General features: G+C 60.0%; 16 protein-coding genes. 6 read left to right on the plus strand and 10 right to left on the minus strand.

The window, feature by feature from the left end:
* Positions 1–3: 3 nt before the first annotated feature.
* The 3 genes from AC6H34_RS26440 to AC6H34_RS26450 are packed head-to-tail and all read left to right on the plus strand — an operon-like array spanning position 4 to position 1,014.
* Positions 4–288, plus strand: coding sequence for a hypothetical protein (locus AC6H34_RS26440; protein ID WP_497540781.1), 285 nt, complete (start codon positions 4–6; stop codon positions 286–288).
* A gap of 2 nt (positions 289–290) precedes the next feature.
* The gene (locus tag AC6H34_RS26445) at positions 291–614 is read left to right on the plus strand and encodes a Pam3-gp28 family putative phage holin (RefSeq protein WP_497540782.1); all 324 of its coding nucleotides are present in this window, start codon (positions 291–293) and stop codon (positions 612–614) included.
* A gap of 40 nt (positions 615–654) precedes the next feature.
* Complete coding sequence (locus AC6H34_RS26450; RefSeq protein ID WP_497540783.1) at positions 655–1,014, plus strand: hypothetical protein; 360 nt, start codon at positions 655–657, stop codon at positions 1,012–1,014.
* Here the strand turns inward: AC6H34_RS26450 and AC6H34_RS26455 are convergent.
* The 6 genes from AC6H34_RS26455 to AC6H34_RS26480 form a co-directional block, all read right to left on the minus strand.
* Positions 997–1,212, minus strand: coding sequence for a hypothetical protein (locus AC6H34_RS26455; protein ID WP_497540784.1), 216 nt, complete (start codon positions 1,210–1,212; stop codon positions 997–999). The two genes, AC6H34_RS26450 and AC6H34_RS26455, sit on opposite strands and share 18 nt — an antisense overlap.
* Positions 1,213–1,215: 3 nt before the next feature.
* Positions 1,216–1,446 carry a hypothetical protein gene (locus tag AC6H34_RS26460; protein ID WP_497540785.1) on the minus strand — a complete coding sequence of 77 codons (231 nt, stop codon included), beginning with the start codon at positions 1,444–1,446 and terminating at the stop codon, positions 1,216–1,218.
* Positions 1,446–1,985, minus strand: a complete 540-nt coding sequence (locus AC6H34_RS26465) for a hypothetical protein (RefSeq protein ID WP_497540786.1) — start codon at positions 1,983–1,985, stop codon at positions 1,446–1,448. The genes AC6H34_RS26460 and AC6H34_RS26465 overlap by 1 nt, the downstream gene beginning before the upstream one ends.
* On the minus strand, positions 1,982–2,398 hold the full coding sequence (locus AC6H34_RS26470) for a hypothetical protein (RefSeq protein ID WP_497540787.1): 417 nt from the start codon (positions 2,396–2,398) through the stop codon (positions 1,982–1,984). Before AC6H34_RS26470 ends, AC6H34_RS26465 begins: the two co-directional genes overlap by 4 nt.
* A gap of 223 nt (positions 2,399–2,621) precedes the next feature.
* A complete protein-coding gene (locus tag AC6H34_RS26475; RefSeq protein ID WP_497540788.1) occupies positions 2,622–2,852 on the minus strand; it encodes a hypothetical protein in 231 nt (76 codons plus the stop codon).
* Positions 2,849–3,073 carry a DUF433 domain-containing protein gene (locus AC6H34_RS26480; protein ID WP_497540789.1) on the minus strand — a complete coding sequence of 75 codons (225 nt, stop codon included), beginning with the start codon at positions 3,071–3,073 and terminating at the stop codon, positions 2,849–2,851. Before AC6H34_RS26480 ends, AC6H34_RS26475 begins: the two co-directional genes overlap by 4 nt.
* Positions 3,074–4,432: 1,359 nt before the next feature.
* Here AC6H34_RS26480 and AC6H34_RS26485 point away from each other — a divergent pair.
* Positions 4,433–5,851, plus strand: coding sequence for a hypothetical protein (locus tag AC6H34_RS26485; protein WP_497540790.1), 1,419 nt, complete (start codon positions 4,433–4,435; stop codon positions 5,849–5,851).
* A gap of 177 nt (positions 5,852–6,028) precedes the next feature.
* Here AC6H34_RS26485 and AC6H34_RS26490 read toward each other — a convergent pair whose 3' ends face one another.
* Positions 6,029–9,220, minus strand: coding sequence for an ATP-binding protein (locus AC6H34_RS26490; RefSeq protein WP_497540791.1), 3,192 nt, complete (start codon positions 9,218–9,220; stop codon positions 6,029–6,031).
* 352 nt (positions 9,221–9,572) lie between these two features.
* On the opposite strand from AC6H34_RS26490, the gene AC6H34_RS26495 reads away from it, so the two are divergent.
* Both AC6H34_RS26495 and AC6H34_RS26500 read left to right on the plus strand, forming a co-directional pair.
* Positions 9,573–9,767, plus strand: a complete 195-nt coding sequence (locus tag AC6H34_RS26495; RefSeq protein ID WP_497540792.1) for a hypothetical protein — start codon at positions 9,573–9,575, stop codon at positions 9,765–9,767.
* A gap of 504 nt (positions 9,768–10,271) precedes the next feature.
* Positions 10,272–10,442, plus strand: coding sequence for a hypothetical protein (locus tag AC6H34_RS26500; protein WP_448147854.1), 171 nt, complete (start codon positions 10,272–10,274; stop codon positions 10,440–10,442).
* A 530-nt stretch (positions 10,443–10,972) separates the two neighbouring features.
* Here AC6H34_RS26500 and pip read toward each other — a convergent pair.
* The 3 genes from pip to AC6H34_RS26515 form a co-directional block, all read right to left on the minus strand.
* Complete coding sequence (gene pip / locus AC6H34_RS26505) at positions 10,973–11,971, minus strand: prolyl aminopeptidase (protein ID WP_448147856.1); 999 nt, start codon at positions 11,969–11,971, stop codon at positions 10,973–10,975.
* Between the two features lie 221 nt (positions 11,972–12,192).
* Positions 12,193–12,966: an amino acid ABC transporter ATP-binding protein gene (locus AC6H34_RS26510; protein WP_448147857.1), complete on the minus strand. Its 774-nt coding sequence runs from the start codon at positions 12,964–12,966 to the stop codon at positions 12,193–12,195.
* A 10-nt stretch (positions 12,967–12,976) separates the two neighbouring features.
* Entirely contained in the window at positions 12,977–14,113 is a 1,137-nt protein-coding gene (locus AC6H34_RS26515) for an amino acid ABC transporter permease (protein WP_497540793.1), read from the minus strand.
* Positions 14,114–14,121: the final 8 nt, after the last annotated feature.

A 14,121-nucleotide genomic window follows, 5' to 3' on the forward strand; every position in this document is an offset into this window, starting at 1 on the left:
CAGATGGACATCGCAACCATTGGCCTTGTGCTGAACATCATCCTCCAGCTCGTAGACGGGATCTCCGATAACAAGACCGTCGATCGGATCGTAGCCCTTCTCCAGCAGTGGCTTCCTGTCGTCCTCAAGGAGGCGCAGGACCTCATCCCCGTGGTGACCGGGATCATCGGTACCCTGCAGGGCAATGACGTCCTGACGCCAGAGCAGGTGGCTGCAATCGACGCCCTGAACGCTCAGGTCGACGCAGACTTCGACGCGGCTTCCGCGCGCTTCCGGACTGGAGCTTGATCATGGCCAACTCCCTCTTCGACAAGACCCAGATTGTCCCGCTCCTGGTGAAGCTGATCGGTATCGCGGGAGCCTCAGCCGTCACGTATGGCTATGTCACCGCCGATCAGGTGAGTACGATCCAGTCGGCTCTTCCGACTGTCGTAGGCTTCTTCGGCGTGCTCTACACGATCGGCTATTCGTTCTATGCGAACCGGAAGGCCAAGCAGATCGCAGATGTGGCCAAAATGCCCGAGGTGACCGGCGTCTCCGTCAACTCCCCAGACCTCGCAGCGAAGGTGGCGAAAGTTGCCCCGCAAACCGTCAACACGGTGGTGGCGCCCTGAGTGGCGCCTCACTATCCTTCACCTTCTGGGGAAAGACGACATGGCACGTAGCTACGGCGAGGCCGAACTTCACCGCGCCGTTGGCGAACTGGATGCCCGCGTTGAAAACCTGAACGAAGATATCCGCACGATCATAGGAAAGCTGGAGCAATCGATCGCGGAAAACCACCAGATCCTGCGTAAGATCGACAAAGTCGAACAGAAGCTCGATCCGATCCCCGCCGTGGTGGACAAGCACGATGATCAGATCGAGGAGCTTGAGGACTTCCGCAAGAACCTGATGGGCGTTGTTGCCTTCGCGGGCATTGCATTTTCGGCGCTAGGGGCCGGTGTGTGGGCGCTTCTGACAAACTTCTCCGGCGTCATCGCCTTCCTGAAGAAGCTATTCGGGGGGCTCTAGATCCCCAATCTTCGCGATCCTTATAGCCAGCGCCGCCGCCTGCTTCCTGTTCGGACGCCTGTTGCTCATGGCCCGTGAGTGCTCGTCATCATAGTAGATGTAGCAGATCGGAAAGCCTGTAGCGTCCACCACCCTGAAGCTCTCGCCCTCTTCGATGATGGACCAGGGGCGAGGAAAGCGGCGGTCGGATGTTTGCATGCGTTACTCGAAGCTGGCTGCCGCCGTTTGGTAGTCAGTGAAATATTCCGCCTTCAGATAGGTCAGCCGGAATATGTCTTTTGGCAAGCCTGTCGTGCTTGCTGACGCTAAGCGGTAGCCCCTCTCTGTCATTTCGGCCGTGCGTTTCTCGATATCGTCCACATGGACACGAAATATCTCCATCGTGTCGTCATTGATCATAGCGCGCAGGGCTTCCAGAAGTTCCTTATCCATCACTCCCCTCCCTTCTCCGCATCCACCAGGGCGGCGCGGGCGCGGCGTCTGTACTCGACGGCGTTGTCTATCCCTATTTCGATATGGCAAAGCGCGCTTAGGTACGCATCACGTTGCCGCTCATCCATAGGGACACTTCCGCTATTCGTGCGCGCTTGATCGATCATGATCTTGATAAGCGCCGGCCACTCCTCCACTTCGTTCACATGCTCTGTCGCAATATCTACATATCGCGCCAAATCGTGTTTGAGTTCCTCCACCTCCTTCCGAAGCGCGTCGCGTTCGGCTTCGGCACGAGCCAGCGCTTCATGAGCAATGCCGAGGTGTTTGAATGTGAATGCGCCTGACGTGGCATTCATTTCTGCCACCTCTTTCCAGTGGTCGCGTTCGGTGGTGAGGGCGACGATGGCCTTCGAAGCTTCGTACATTGGCTGAGCCGCAGCCGGGCACTCATATCCGGATGCGATCATCGGTGCCCAAGCTTCTAGCGCTTCTGCCAGAATAGGCTTCGCCGCGTTCACGGGGTCTATGATGCTCATCTATGTTCCTCGAATACAGCTTCAATCTCAGCCGCTGCGCGAGAAGCCTGTTCTGTGCCCATGATAAAAAAATGCGAGAGTGCTCGCTCTAGCGCCTCATAGAGCTTCCGTATTTCCATTTGGTGACCTGCAATCAGATTTTCGATGGTCTCTTGAGTTGCTTTTTGACGGGCATGCAACTTTCCGCATTCCTCTCGCCAATGACGAAGGTTGCGTTGTAACTTCTCAATCTCTGCCGTCATCGTTTTGTGGGCATGATCGGCGAGGATTTCCCTGGCCTGGTATTCCTCGATCACGTCGGCGGCACGGTCTGCCATGTTGGCCGATATGCCGGCTTCCTGAATTCCACGATCCAGCGATAGGCCGCTAAGGCGTTCGGCTTCCTCGCGGAGATTGCGAACCAGATCATTCATCTTGCATAACTCCCGCGATGGCCGTGGTTGCCGTATTTCTGCCGACGCGTTTCCCAGCCCTGTTTTTTAGAGCTAGATATTTCCTCTGCTGGTTTTGGCGCGGGCTTCTTTCGTGGAGCGTGGCCCGGGAGGAAGGGTCCGTCATCTAGACCGGAAAGATCCGGTTTATGATCGTGTGTCCAAGTCAATGCGCCACCGCAAATCGTGCAACGCTCAGGATCACTCATCCCTTCACCTCCCTAATCCTCTCCCCGAACTCATCCCTCAGCGTCCAGAACAGATCGTCCAGCGCGTCCACGTTGCCGGTGATAACGAGACGGATAGTCTTGCGGTTAAGAAGGCATGCTTCAATGAGAACGCAGGCTCGTTCAGCGCGCGTACGGGCAAACCTCAATGAGCTGTACGCGTTAAGCAGGCCGGTGTAGTTCAGATCGAAAGTGCGCATCTGGCTCATGGGCGGGGTGCCTCGTCCGGAGGCAATACGCCAGCGTAGAGAAAAACGTACCTGATCTGACGTTCGCTTAATGTCGGATATTCATTCCGGATGCCTTCGATGCTGTAGCCAGCATCAATGAAGGACTCGATAGCCGATACGGGTATTCGCGTCCCATGGATGCAAAGTGCGCCACCCATGATCTCTGGGTCGCGAGAGAAGATAGGGCCGATCTCGCTCATCCCAGCACCTCTTGGGTGCGAGGGAGGGCCAGATTCATTGTGGGGCAGGCAGGAATTTCACCTTTTGAATCAATAGGGGCTCGAAACCCCACATTCTTCAGTAAGGTATTGGCGCTGTTCTGGAAAACCAGAACTAGTGCGCCCACCATCGAAACGGACCTTTCTTACAATTGCTTAGGCTTGAAGCGAAACTTGTCGCTCGTCAGCAAGTGACGCGGTTTTAGCCTCGGGTCACCAAAGGGTGGTGCCCCAGAATGCGCTGTTCTCCTGCCGCACACGGATCGCTGTATCGCCCACAAGCACCTTCCTACCTATACGCCTTCATCCCCTGGCGGCAGCGGCGCCGAACCAGATACTTTTCTGCAACATCATCCTCACATCGCGATTCGGCGCTGGGGCGAATCCGATAACCTCGCACTTCGGCAGGCCTGGGGAACCGATAGACAAGCGCGCAAACTCGAGCACCGGGTGTCCGACCGCGGCATCACTTGCTCGATGTGCAGGTCAGGCAACGTCCGGGACAATGCGAAGGCAGTTCAGGACACGGCCGTTTCGTCCATGAAGGCATCGGCCTGGAATGGTCACGCGTTGCGCCACCGCGAGCACCCCGGGACTTCGGACCTGCGAGGTCGAATACATTGATCCGATGGCCTGACGCGACGAAGAATTCCGCAGAAGTCCGTGCAGCGGCGACTTTCTACCTTTCTTTGAGCGTGAATCGAACGTGATTCTGTTCGTACTCATCGCCGGAAAAGGAAACCTGAGCGATTGACCATCGCAACAAACTTAGAGACTATCCTCGACCTGAACGGCGTATCAATTCGAGGCAATTCTTAGTGCTTGGAATCTGCAGTTCGCAGCACATTGGCGCGATTTACTGTATTCAACACTAGCGTTTCGACCGTCGCAATTTGCCCATGCATGGAAATGCATACGCTTAGCCAAACCTCTGACAAGTCGTGAGGCCTCTCCCAGGGACCGGTGAAGCCGCTTCTCTGCATGGATCGGGGAAGCAGAAGCTTCCTTAACGCCTGCCAGCCGCGCCTGAGCACCTCTGCGCCAATAAAAGGGGGTTAAATCGCCATGACTTTCTCTTGCAATGAAGAGGCGGCCTCGACGGGAGGCGATTCCAGAAACCTATGGCGCGCCATTACTCTCGTGCTGGGGGGTATTGGAATGACGATTGCCACCGCGTCACCGTCATGGGGTCAATCCTCCAACTCCACTGCCGTACATCCCGAGCGTGGGGGCCTTCTCTTGGAGACCGAGGAACAGCGATATCTGCTTCAGAAGGGAGCGGTCTCCTCCGGCGCCAATTTGGACCCGAGACTGTCAATATTCGTGACAGACCGGAAGACCATGAGCCAGATTACCTTCAAAGAAGTCATGCAACAGCTCGTCAACCAAAGCGGGGATCCGAACCTGACGGCAAAGCAGCTGTTCGATAGCTGGTGGGACAGCGCAGACCTTCATGTACCATTGGGCAAAACCCCGGTGACCGATGCGGTGCATCACTGCAACGACGAAAGTGAACCGGAACCGAAGACTCGGTTATCGACTCTCAACGGCTTCCCTTACCGCTGCCCCCGCCCGGAGAGGATCCTGGCAACCGAGGATCCCTTCGATGCGACGAAGCCCGAGGGATACATACCCATTGCCTATAGCAACCGCTTCGACCTTGCGGATCCCGCCGGGCGGGATTGCGGCGAATATCGCATCGTTTTCGCGCGCGTGTCGGGAGCGGATCCGAATGATCGCCGCGCCGCCGCCAATAGAAACCTGATCATATTCGAAGCCAGGGTCAAAAACCCGGCGCCTCCGGTAAATCTTGCTTCCAACCCGCAACAGGTTCAATCGAATCCGAATTCGATGGAGAACCTGAGAGGCTGCAAGCCGATTATTGATGCGTGGTCCAAGCTTTCCAATCCGGCAATGAATACCACAGACCGGGGGAAGGCACTTCATGACCTCTACATAAAGGGGATACCTTCGAGCAATGTAGCTCCCTTTATCAGCGTCGATAATTATCGGGGCAACGGTCAGGGTCAGATCCGGACAAATCAGTTTGTCAATCACGGCGGAGAGGGCGATCCGACTGCCAGCCGCGAGTTTATCTGGACGCTGCGTGAATTCAAAATCGGGCGCGTTCCGACCCCCACTGGGTCGAGCTCAATTCAAATTGTTCCTCAGACCGTGAAGGCCAACCCAGGCACGTCTCTTTTCGATGCCTCGGTCACGACGACGCGCACCAACGATTTTATCGATCAGGTCATTGGACAACTCGGCCCGCTGCGCGGCGGCCTCGGTGGCGAAGGAAATATCGATACCTTCAGCTACAACAACCCGGATAGATTCAATAGCTTTGAGAGTGACGAAAGCTCCGACGCAAACATCAGCGCGGGAGGTAAGCTGGGCAGCGTACTGATGCAGTTCGATGCCGAGCGCGGTGTGCTATTTGGGCGATTGCAGCAGGCTCTCCTCGATCAAGGCTCGAAGCTCACGCCAAGCCAAGTAGTCGCTCGTCTACAGACGCAGACTTGTGCCGGATGCCACCGTTTCAGCAATCGCGACCTCAATGGCGCGGCGGCAAATCCAGGTAATGATCTGGGCGGAGGTCTGAACTGGACCCAGTCTCTTGGTTTCACGCAAGAAAGCGAGCGCGACTTCGAGGGCGGTCCGGATGGCAACGCCTCGCGGTTCCTCATTTCGGACTTGCTGAAGGATGTCTTCTTGCCGGCGAGGCTGGACAACATGCGTCGGTTCATGGCGCAGCAATAGGGGTTACCGGTTCGCCCCTCTCCGAAGCGATCGTCGCCGAGGATTCGGGACTATCCTTCGACTTTCTCTCCAGGGGAACCCGCCACGAGGCCAATGCTTGGGTTGGCTAGCATCAAGCTCGACGCGAGCGGCTTGCGGAAGAATTCACGGATCTTCCCTTGCCGCTTCACTGCCGCGTCAGGTCTTGGTGAGGTCGTCCAAGCGCAGCCGGGTCGCTTCCGCGGAAACCATATTTCCCTTTAGTTCGTAGAGATGCAATGCTCCTGACGCGGCGGCTACGGCCTCGTCGCATCGGTCGGCGGCCTGGAGCACGTGCGAGAGGTCGACCAGAGCATGTGCACGGTCATTGATAAAGTCCGTGGTTTGGGCGATCGCCAATGCCTCGCGCGCGAGTGCCTCCGCCTCCTGGATCTGCGCCCGCCGCGCGAGCACGCGTGCGCGCACACAGCGCCAACGAACCTGCGTCAACAAGTCTCCGCTCGCAGCCAGCTCGGCACTGAGCCTTGCAAACTCCTCGGCCTCCTCGTCGCGCCCCTGTTCGAGGATCACCGCGGCAAGGGACGCTGCCATCGTGGAACGAAATGCGCGCTCGCCCATCTCGTCGAGCGCGCGGTACGCCGCGCGCGCGCTCCTTTCAGCGGCGGCGGGATTCCCAGCGAGCATCTCGACGACCGCCTCGTGCTCGGAGGACGCCACGTAGAGCGTGAGGCCAAGATCGGCGTAGGTGGCGTTGCTGGTAGCGATCAGTTCACGGGCAAGTTCGAAGCGGCCGACGATGGCGTTGAGGCATGCAAGCTGGCGAAGGATCGCTGCCTGGGACTCCGGGCTTTCGCGTACCTCCGACCGCATGGCCTCGCAACGGCGAATGCATTCGCCGGCCGGGATCGGTCCGAACCAAAGCGAGGACGCGATCCACGTGAGAATCTCGTAATACTCATGCCAGTCCCCTGCCCGTCGTGCATGGGCCGCCGCGCGCTCCCAAGCCGCGGCGGCGGCTTCGCCGCGCGCCCCGTTGAAAAATAGCCAAGCTTCGAGCCGCCGTGCGCGGCAGAGGCCGAGATCGTCCTCCAGGCGCGCGAAGACCGGGATCACTGCGGCCGCCGCCTGCGCTGCCTCCTCCAGCCCACCCTCCTCGCAGTGAAGGAGCCGTAGGAACTGCTGCCGCACGAGGACATGCGATGCCACGCGCTCATCTTCGGCGGCGGCAGCCAGGCGCTCCGCATCGTCAAGCACGTGCCCGGCTTCGGCCAGCCGCCCGCTCTCGATCAGCGCTCCCCCCAGTTCGACGAGCAGCGCCGGTCGCCGGGGATCGGCGGCGGGAAGCAGTTTGAACACCCGCTCGAGCAAGCCGATCGCGGCCGGCAGGTCGCTGCGGACAAGAGCACGCCGTCCCGCCGCTTCGAGCCGCTCGGAGGCCCGGGCGGCGAGGGAGGCCGCGCGCGCGTCACTGGAACGGAGCGCAACACGATTCAGGAAAGCCTGTTCGAGATGGTAGCCGACGATCTCCTCGAATTCGCGGCGCCGGTCCCTGGCCGTGAGGTCGAGCCAGGCCGCGACGCGCTCGTGCAGAGTGGCGCGTGCGTTCTTTGGCAATGAGCGGTAGGCCGCGTCGCGGATCAGCACATGACGGAAGCTGTATGCCTGCTCGTCGGCGAAGTTTGCCGCATCGGGCCGGATCAGATCGCGCCGGATCAGTGCCAGCAAGCCTTCGTCGAGTCCCGGTTCGACAGTGGAGACCGCATCGGCGACGGCGCCTCGATGAAACACGACGCCTTCGACCGCAGCGGCCGCCAGGATCGCGCGCTCGCCGGCGGGAAGCCCCTCGAGGCGAGCGGCGAGAAGCGCGTGGATCGTCGGGGGGACGGGCATTTCGGACAGGTCCGACGAGGTGCCCCAATGGTCGCCCTCGCGCTTCAGCAACCTGTCATCGACAAGCATCGCAACGAGTTCCTCCGCAAAGAGCGGGTTACCCTCGGCAACGCTGGCGATGCGAGCCTCCGCCGCGTGCGGGAGGCTGGCGAGCAGGTTCGAGATCAGCTGGCGACATTCCGCTTCGCTGAGAGGCTCAAGGACGATCGACGTCGCGTTGGGTTTCCCGCTGCCCCAGCCCGAGCGCGAGTCGAGCAGTTCCAGGCGCGCTATGCAGACTATGAGGATAGGGAAATCGCGCGAAAAGTCGGCGATGTGCTCGATCAGGTCGAGGAACGTCGGTTCGGCCCAGTGGATGTCGTCGACCACGACAATAAGCGGCCCTGCCCGCGCTACCGCTTCGAACAATTTCCGAACGGCCCAGAAGGTCTCTTCGCTCGTCCCTCTTCCGGCGCCACCGAGCCCGAGTGCCTCGGTAACGCGCTCGGCAATCAACCGTGCCTTTTCTTCGCCGACGAGGTGCGCGGCGATCGCCACCGCCGACTGCTCGGGCTCCAAGCCCTCCGCGCGTGTGATTTCCCGGACTATCTCGGCCAACGGCCAGTAGGTGATGCCTTCCCCATAGGAGAGGCAACGGCCGCGGAGCACCGTCGCATTGGTACCGACCTTGCCGATGAACTCCTGCACGAGGCGCGACTTGCCGACGCCGGCAGTGCCCATCACCGTCAGCAGTTGGCAGGCCCTTTCGGCAACTGCGCTGCCGAAAACGGTTTCGAGCGCGGCCAACTGGCGCTCGCGCCCCACGAAGGGCGTATCGAATTGACGGGCAGAGCCGGAGACGTGCGCCAAGACGTCAACCACCGCGAGAGCGTGAATAGTCTCGCCGTGCTTGAGCACGCGTGGACCGCTCGGTTCCACGACGACAGCGTCGCGCACGAGCCTGTAGGTGGACTCCCCGATTAGGATTTCGTTCGCCGCCGCCGCTTCCTCGAGATGCTTGGCATCGTTGACGACTTCGCCTGTGACGAACCGTTGCCCCTGCGTGTGGTCGCCAACGAACACCTCACCGGTGTTGACGCCGATCCGGTTGGCCAGGCGTACGCCCCAACCCGCTTCGAACTCACGGTTGAGGTTGGCGAGCGTCTCGCGCATCTCGATCGCCGTCCGGACTGCCCGAAGGGCGTCGTCCTCGTGGAGCCTCGGGACGCCGAACACCGCCATGATCGCGTCGCCAATATACTTCTCCACGCTCCCGCCATGCCGTTCAACGACGGCGCTCAACTCGTCGAAGTAGCGGGTGAGCAGGTTCCGAAGCGCCTCGGGATCGAGGGAGAGGCCGAGCCGGGAGGAATCGACGATGTCGCTAAAGAGCACGGTGACCGTTTTGCGGACGTCCGGCGGCGGCTCCCGCATCTCCGGCGCTGCTGGCTTTGCAGAGGCCCAGGAAGCCGTGTGGAGGCTTCGCTTCGGGTCAGGCCGGAGATAGTCTTCGGACGACATGGCTCGACTCCATATCTCGAACTCCAAGTATAGCGCGACGCAGCACCAGGCCCAACCGAGAACGGCTACCACTTCAGTCGGCCTTCGTACTACCTCGAAACGACCATGTACGGATTGCACAGAGCCTGGGTCGCCATCAGCGATGATGTGTCAGACATTGCTGTAGAGAGCGATTTCATCGTCGAACGGAACGTCTATTCTCTCTCAATTCTGCAGCGCGTTGGTTCTGGAAACATGCCTTGATCTGAGCGCGATGCCACTTAAGCAATTCGTCGCCTATGCTAACAAGATTATTTTGGTGTCGGATGCTTTGCCGCCTGCAAAAACCTGTACCCTTTGAAGGAGCGCTGAGGTGGTCTTGCAAAAAAACAGCCCCGGACTCCCATCACTGCTAATCGATGCAAAAATTCACAGGGTACAGCTCTCAGCCACCTCCCAACGTCATGGCGAGAGTAAATATCTCGACCTTATTGATAAAGATTGCATTGATATTGCAGCCAGATCTTTTGCAGGCAACGCCGATGAAAGAAAAATTGCCAAGGATTAGCTATCTTAAAAATTTAAACTAGCCGAATTGCAAGAATTGGAACATAGTTAACAGGCCGTATGATGTCTTGATCATGCATCCGGGCCGTCGCCCGGTGGCGATTGGAGGTATGTCATGCCAGGTAATTGGAATCCCTATCAAAATATCAACTTCAGCACGGCTCACGTCGAGTGGCCGACAGGACCGCTGAAACTCGACCCGAATTGGAGACCCGTGTGGGTCGAGGCCTGGGTCGTGCAAACCGCCTCGGAAGCGACTCAAAGAACCGCACAGTGGACAGGGTGGCCGAACAATTTCGCGGTATGGACTGCAGACGGAATCCCGCCGGGCTGGATAAACGGAAAGTTCCAGCCCGGTCCAGCATTGGGAATCGCGCTCCTGGCCTCGCACAACGATGTTACAGGTGAGGATGATTCCTATTGGTGGCTTGATGTAGTCACTCTCTACTAGCACCTCACGCTGTAGGCATTCTGCTTGGACTCGATGGTTAGATGGAGGGACAAAATGGCCGTCGATCAGGAATTCATTGACCGTCTAGAGAAGGAAACGGATCTCCTGAGGAAATTGCAGACGGAGGTGGACGCTGCGATCAAGAGAGCCGAAAAGAAAATAAACGATATGAAGAATGGAGCCACCAAGACGGAGGTATTTGGCCGCGTTCCGCCAAAGCAATAGGTTTGGCACCTGCGGCGGTGGCTAGTATTACTCGGTGGAAGTGCCTTGCGGGCAGCTTCCAAGCTTCGACGGGGAAGTTGCAGCCGGGTTCGGGATGACAAATTCACCTCAACATGCGCAATTCATCGTCGGCGCACCGGCTTCTGGCCGCCGCCTTCACTTCTGATTGGGAATCCCAATGAATGTCTCGGGGTGCGCCCGCCAGGAAGCTCGTGACTGGCCAATCGGCGTCTTGCGCCTTGAGCATGCTGGTGAGCCATTCAGAAAGTTCGGGCACGTGGCGCCCAAGCTTGGCGCGGCGTGCCCGAACGAGCGAAGAAATCGTTCGTGTCGGAAAGGAACGCCGCAGGACAGGTCGGGTGGCAGAGCGCGGCATCTCACCAACGCGACTATGTCTTTCGGGAATGGAAGAAAAACAGCGCAGCGTAGCGGGTAATGAAGAGAACTGTCGCGATGCCCGTAGCCGTCCGACGCCCTCCCGTCGCGGGTTGGGAGCGGCACATGGGCCTCACTTTCCCCCAAACCGTCGATCAGGCTCCGCCCGCCAGCACGCGCGCATATTTGTCGGTTGCCTGGATGAGGCGGTGCAAGGTCCCGGGTTCCGAAAAGGAATGGCCCGAATCCTCCACGAAATGGAGTTCCGCCTTCGGCCAGCGCTTGGAAAGCTCCCATGCCGTCACAGGCGGACAGACGACGTCGTAGCGGCCCTGCACGATGGTACCGGGGATGTCGGCCAGGCGGGTCGCGTCGCGCAGGAGCTGCCCCTCCTCCATCCAGCCGCCATGCACGAAGTAGTGGTTCTCGATTCGTGCGAAGGCCAGGGCGAAATGCTCCTGGGCGTGGCCCGTCGCCGGCCCCTCCGGCATCAGGGTGGACGTCTCGCCTTCCCACACGCTCCAGCTGCGCGCGGCCGCCAGGCGGAGCGCCGCATCGTCCCCCGTCAGGCGGCGATGATAGGTCAGTATCGGGTCCGGCCAGGACTCCGGCGGCAAGTCCTTGCGGAATGCCTCCCACTTGTCGGGGAAGAAATAGGATGCGCCCTCGCGATAGTACCAGTCGAGCTCCATGCGGCGCAGGGTGAAGATGCCGCGCAGCATGAGGGAGGAGACCAGGTCCGGATGCGTCTCGGCATAGGCCAGTGCGAGGGTCGAGCCCCAGGAGCCGCCGAAGAGGCTCCAGCGATCGACCTTCATGACCTCCTTGCGCAGCCTCTCCATGTCGGCGACGAGGTGCCACGTCGTGTTGGCCTCCAGGTTGGCATGAGGGCGCGAGCGGCCACAGCCGCGCTGGTCGAACAGGAGGACGTTCCAGCGCTTGGGATCGAACAGGCGGCGATGCTTGGGGGAACAGCCCGCCCCGGGACCGCCATGCAGGAAGGCGACCGGCAATCCTTCCGGATTTCCCGCGAGTTCCCAATAGATCGAGTGGCCGTGGCCGACGTCGAGCATGCCCGAGCGATAGGCTTCGATTTCGGGATAGAGCCCACGCCTCAGCGTGCCGTCGGGCTCGCTCGAGCGATCAAACGCCATGATCAAATTCCTGCACTGTCAATCCGGATCGGCCAGCAGCCCTAGGCTACCTGCCTGACCATATGGTCACACATACCTACCGCCAATATCCCCCTCGTCAAGCAGGGGAACCGGCGGCAGGCAAGGCGCAGCTGGGAAAGAAGTCCGGGCCGAAGCGGCGCTTGCCATCGGCGGAAGATTGCCGCGCCCCAGCGGGAGGGCGCGGCCGACAGGATCTTACCTCAGTGCAGGATCTGGCTGAGGAACTGCCGGGTTCGTTCGTGCTGGGGGTTGGAGAAGAAGGCATTGGGCTCGTTCATCTCCACGATCTGCCCAGCATCCATGAAGATCACGCGGTCCGCAACCTGGCGGGCAAAACCCATCTCGTGGGTGACGCACAGCATGGTCATGCCGTCATTGGCCAGCGAGACCATGGTGTCGAGCACCTCCTTGACCATCTCCGGGTCGAGCGCCGAGGTCGGCTCGTCGAACAGCATGATCTTGGGGTTCATGCACAACGCCCGCGCGATCGCCACGCGCTGCTGCTGGCCGCCCGACAGCTGCCCGGGATATTTCCTGGCCTGGTGCGGGATCTTCACCCGTTCCAGAAAGGCCATCGCACGGTCCTCCGCCTCCTTCTTCGGCATCTTGCGCACCCAGATCGGCGCCAGCGTGCAGTTCTCCAGAACCGTCAGATGCGGGAAGAGATTGAAGTGCTGGAACACCATCCCGACTTCCCGCCGAACCTCGTCGATGCGCTTGAGGTCGTTCGTCAGCGGAATACCGTCCACCGTGATCGAACCCTTCTGGAACTCCTCAAGCCGGTTGATGCAGCGGATCATCGTCGACTTGCCCGAACCGGACGGACCGCAGATCACGATCCGCTCCCCGCGACGAACCTCCAGGTCGATGTCCTTCAGAACATGAAACTCACCGTACCACTTGTTCATCTGCTTGATGTCCACGGCGAGGCCCTGGACGGCAGGATCGGCTTTGACTGCAGAAGCATTTGCCATGTCGTGTCTCTCAACGTTTGTGGCCGGTGTCGAGGCGGCGCTCCATCCATTGCGAATAGCGCGACATGCCGAAACAGAAGACCCAGTAGACGATAGCGGCGAAAATAAAGCCAGAGGTAAGCGTACGCTCCGATATCCAGTTCGTATCCGACGCGGAGGTCTGCACCGTCAGCAGAAAATCGAAGATGCTGACGATGGATACGAGCGTCGTATCCTTGAACAGGGAGATGAACGAGTTGACGATGCCCGGGATGACCAGCTTCAGCGCCTGCGGCAGGATCACCAGGATCATCATCTGCACATAGGTCAGGCCAAGCGCCTGGGCGCCTTCCGTCTGCCCTTTCGGCATGGCCTGCAACCCGCCGCGAACGACCTCGGCCATGTAGGCTGCCGAGAAGAGCGCGACGCCGACCAGCACGCGCAGCAGCGGATCCGGGTTCCAGCCTTCCGGCAGGAAGCGCGGCAGCATCAGATTGGCCATGAACAGGATGGTGATCAGCGGCACGCCGCGGATGAACTCGATGAAGACGATCGAGAGTGACTTGGCGATCGGCATCTTCGACCGCCGCCCCAGAGCCAGAATGATCCCGAGCGGCAGGGAGGCCACGATACCGATGACCGCGATTACCAGCGTCACCAGGATACCGCCCCACAGATTGGTCGGCACGTAGGCAAGGCCCAGCCCGCCGCGCAGCAGCCAGAAGGCCACGATCGGGAAGATCACGAAGAAATAGAGCGCTCCCCACACCTTCGCGCCGATCCTCGGCCACAGCAGCCACGCCATGCCGACGACCCCGCCGAGGAACACCAGGTCGACGCGCCACCGCTCGAACTCGGGATAGCTGCCATAGGTGTAGTAGTTCAGCTTGGCCTTGACGAAGGCCCAGCAGGCGCCAACCTCGTGCCCCACCTTGGCGGCCTGACAGGCCTCGCCATTGCTGCCGCTCCACACGGCATCGAGGAACAGGAAGCGGACGAGCGGCGGGATGATCCAGGCAAGGAAGAGTATGCCGAGGATGGTGAGGACCGTGTTGCCGATGGATGAAAACAAGTTCGTTCTCATCCACCCGATCACGCCGGTCGTTGAAGCCGGCGGTGGCTGAGCCTCGTTGAAGGCCGAGCGCACATAAGGCTGAATCGTTGTCATGCCTGTGC

Source organism: Labrys sp. ALF-8 (genome assembly GCF_059699065.1).

Bases quoted from the DNA above. Each gene is read 5' to 3' on its own strand.
- AC6H34_RS26440 (WP_497540781.1), top strand. From the start codon at position 4: ATGGACATCGCAACCATTGGCCTTGTGCTGAACATCATCCTCCAGCTC.
- AC6H34_RS26445 (WP_497540782.1), top strand. From the start codon at position 291: ATGGCCAACTCCCTCTTCGACAAGACCCAGATTGTCCCGCTCCTGGTG.
- AC6H34_RS26450 (WP_497540783.1), top strand. From the start codon at position 655: ATGGCACGTAGCTACGGCGAGGCCGAACTTCACCGCGCCGTTGGCGAA.
- AC6H34_RS26455 (WP_497540784.1), bottom strand. From the start codon at position 1,212: ATGCAAACATCCGACCGCCGCTTTCCTCGCCCCTGGTCCATCATCGAA.
- AC6H34_RS26460 (WP_497540785.1), bottom strand. From the start codon at position 1,446: ATGGATAAGGAACTTCTGGAAGCCCTGCGCGCTATGATCAATGACGAC.
- AC6H34_RS26465 (WP_497540786.1), bottom strand. From the start codon at position 1,985: ATGAGCATCATAGACCCCGTGAACGCGGCGAAGCCTATTCTGGCAGAA.
- AC6H34_RS26470 (WP_497540787.1), bottom strand. From the start codon at position 2,398: ATGAATGATCTGGTTCGCAATCTCCGCGAGGAAGCCGAACGCCTTAGC.
- AC6H34_RS26475 (WP_497540788.1), bottom strand. From the start codon at position 2,852: ATGAGCCAGATGCGCACTTTCGATCTGAACTACACCGGCCTGCTTAAC.
- AC6H34_RS26480 (WP_497540789.1), bottom strand. From the start codon at position 3,073: ATGAGCGAGATCGGCCCTATCTTCTCTCGCGACCCAGAGATCATGGGT.
- AC6H34_RS26485 (WP_497540790.1), top strand. From the start codon at position 4,433: ATGAGCCAGATTACCTTCAAAGAAGTCATGCAACAGCTCGTCAACCAA.
- AC6H34_RS26490 (WP_497540791.1), bottom strand. From the start codon at position 9,220: ATGTCGTCCGAAGACTATCTCCGGCCTGACCCGAAGCGAAGCCTCCAC.
- AC6H34_RS26500 (WP_448147854.1), top strand. From the start codon at position 10,272: ATGGCCGTCGATCAGGAATTCATTGACCGTCTAGAGAAGGAAACGGAT.
- pip (WP_448147856.1), bottom strand. From the start codon at position 11,971: ATGGCGTTTGATCGCTCGAGCGAGCCCGACGGCACGCTGAGGCGTGGG.
- AC6H34_RS26510 (WP_448147857.1), bottom strand. From the start codon at position 12,966: ATGGCAAATGCTTCTGCAGTCAAAGCCGATCCTGCCGTCCAGGGCCTC.
- AC6H34_RS26515 (WP_497540793.1), bottom strand. From the start codon at position 14,113: ATGACAACGATTCAGCCTTATGTGCGCTCGGCCTTCAACGAGGCTCAG.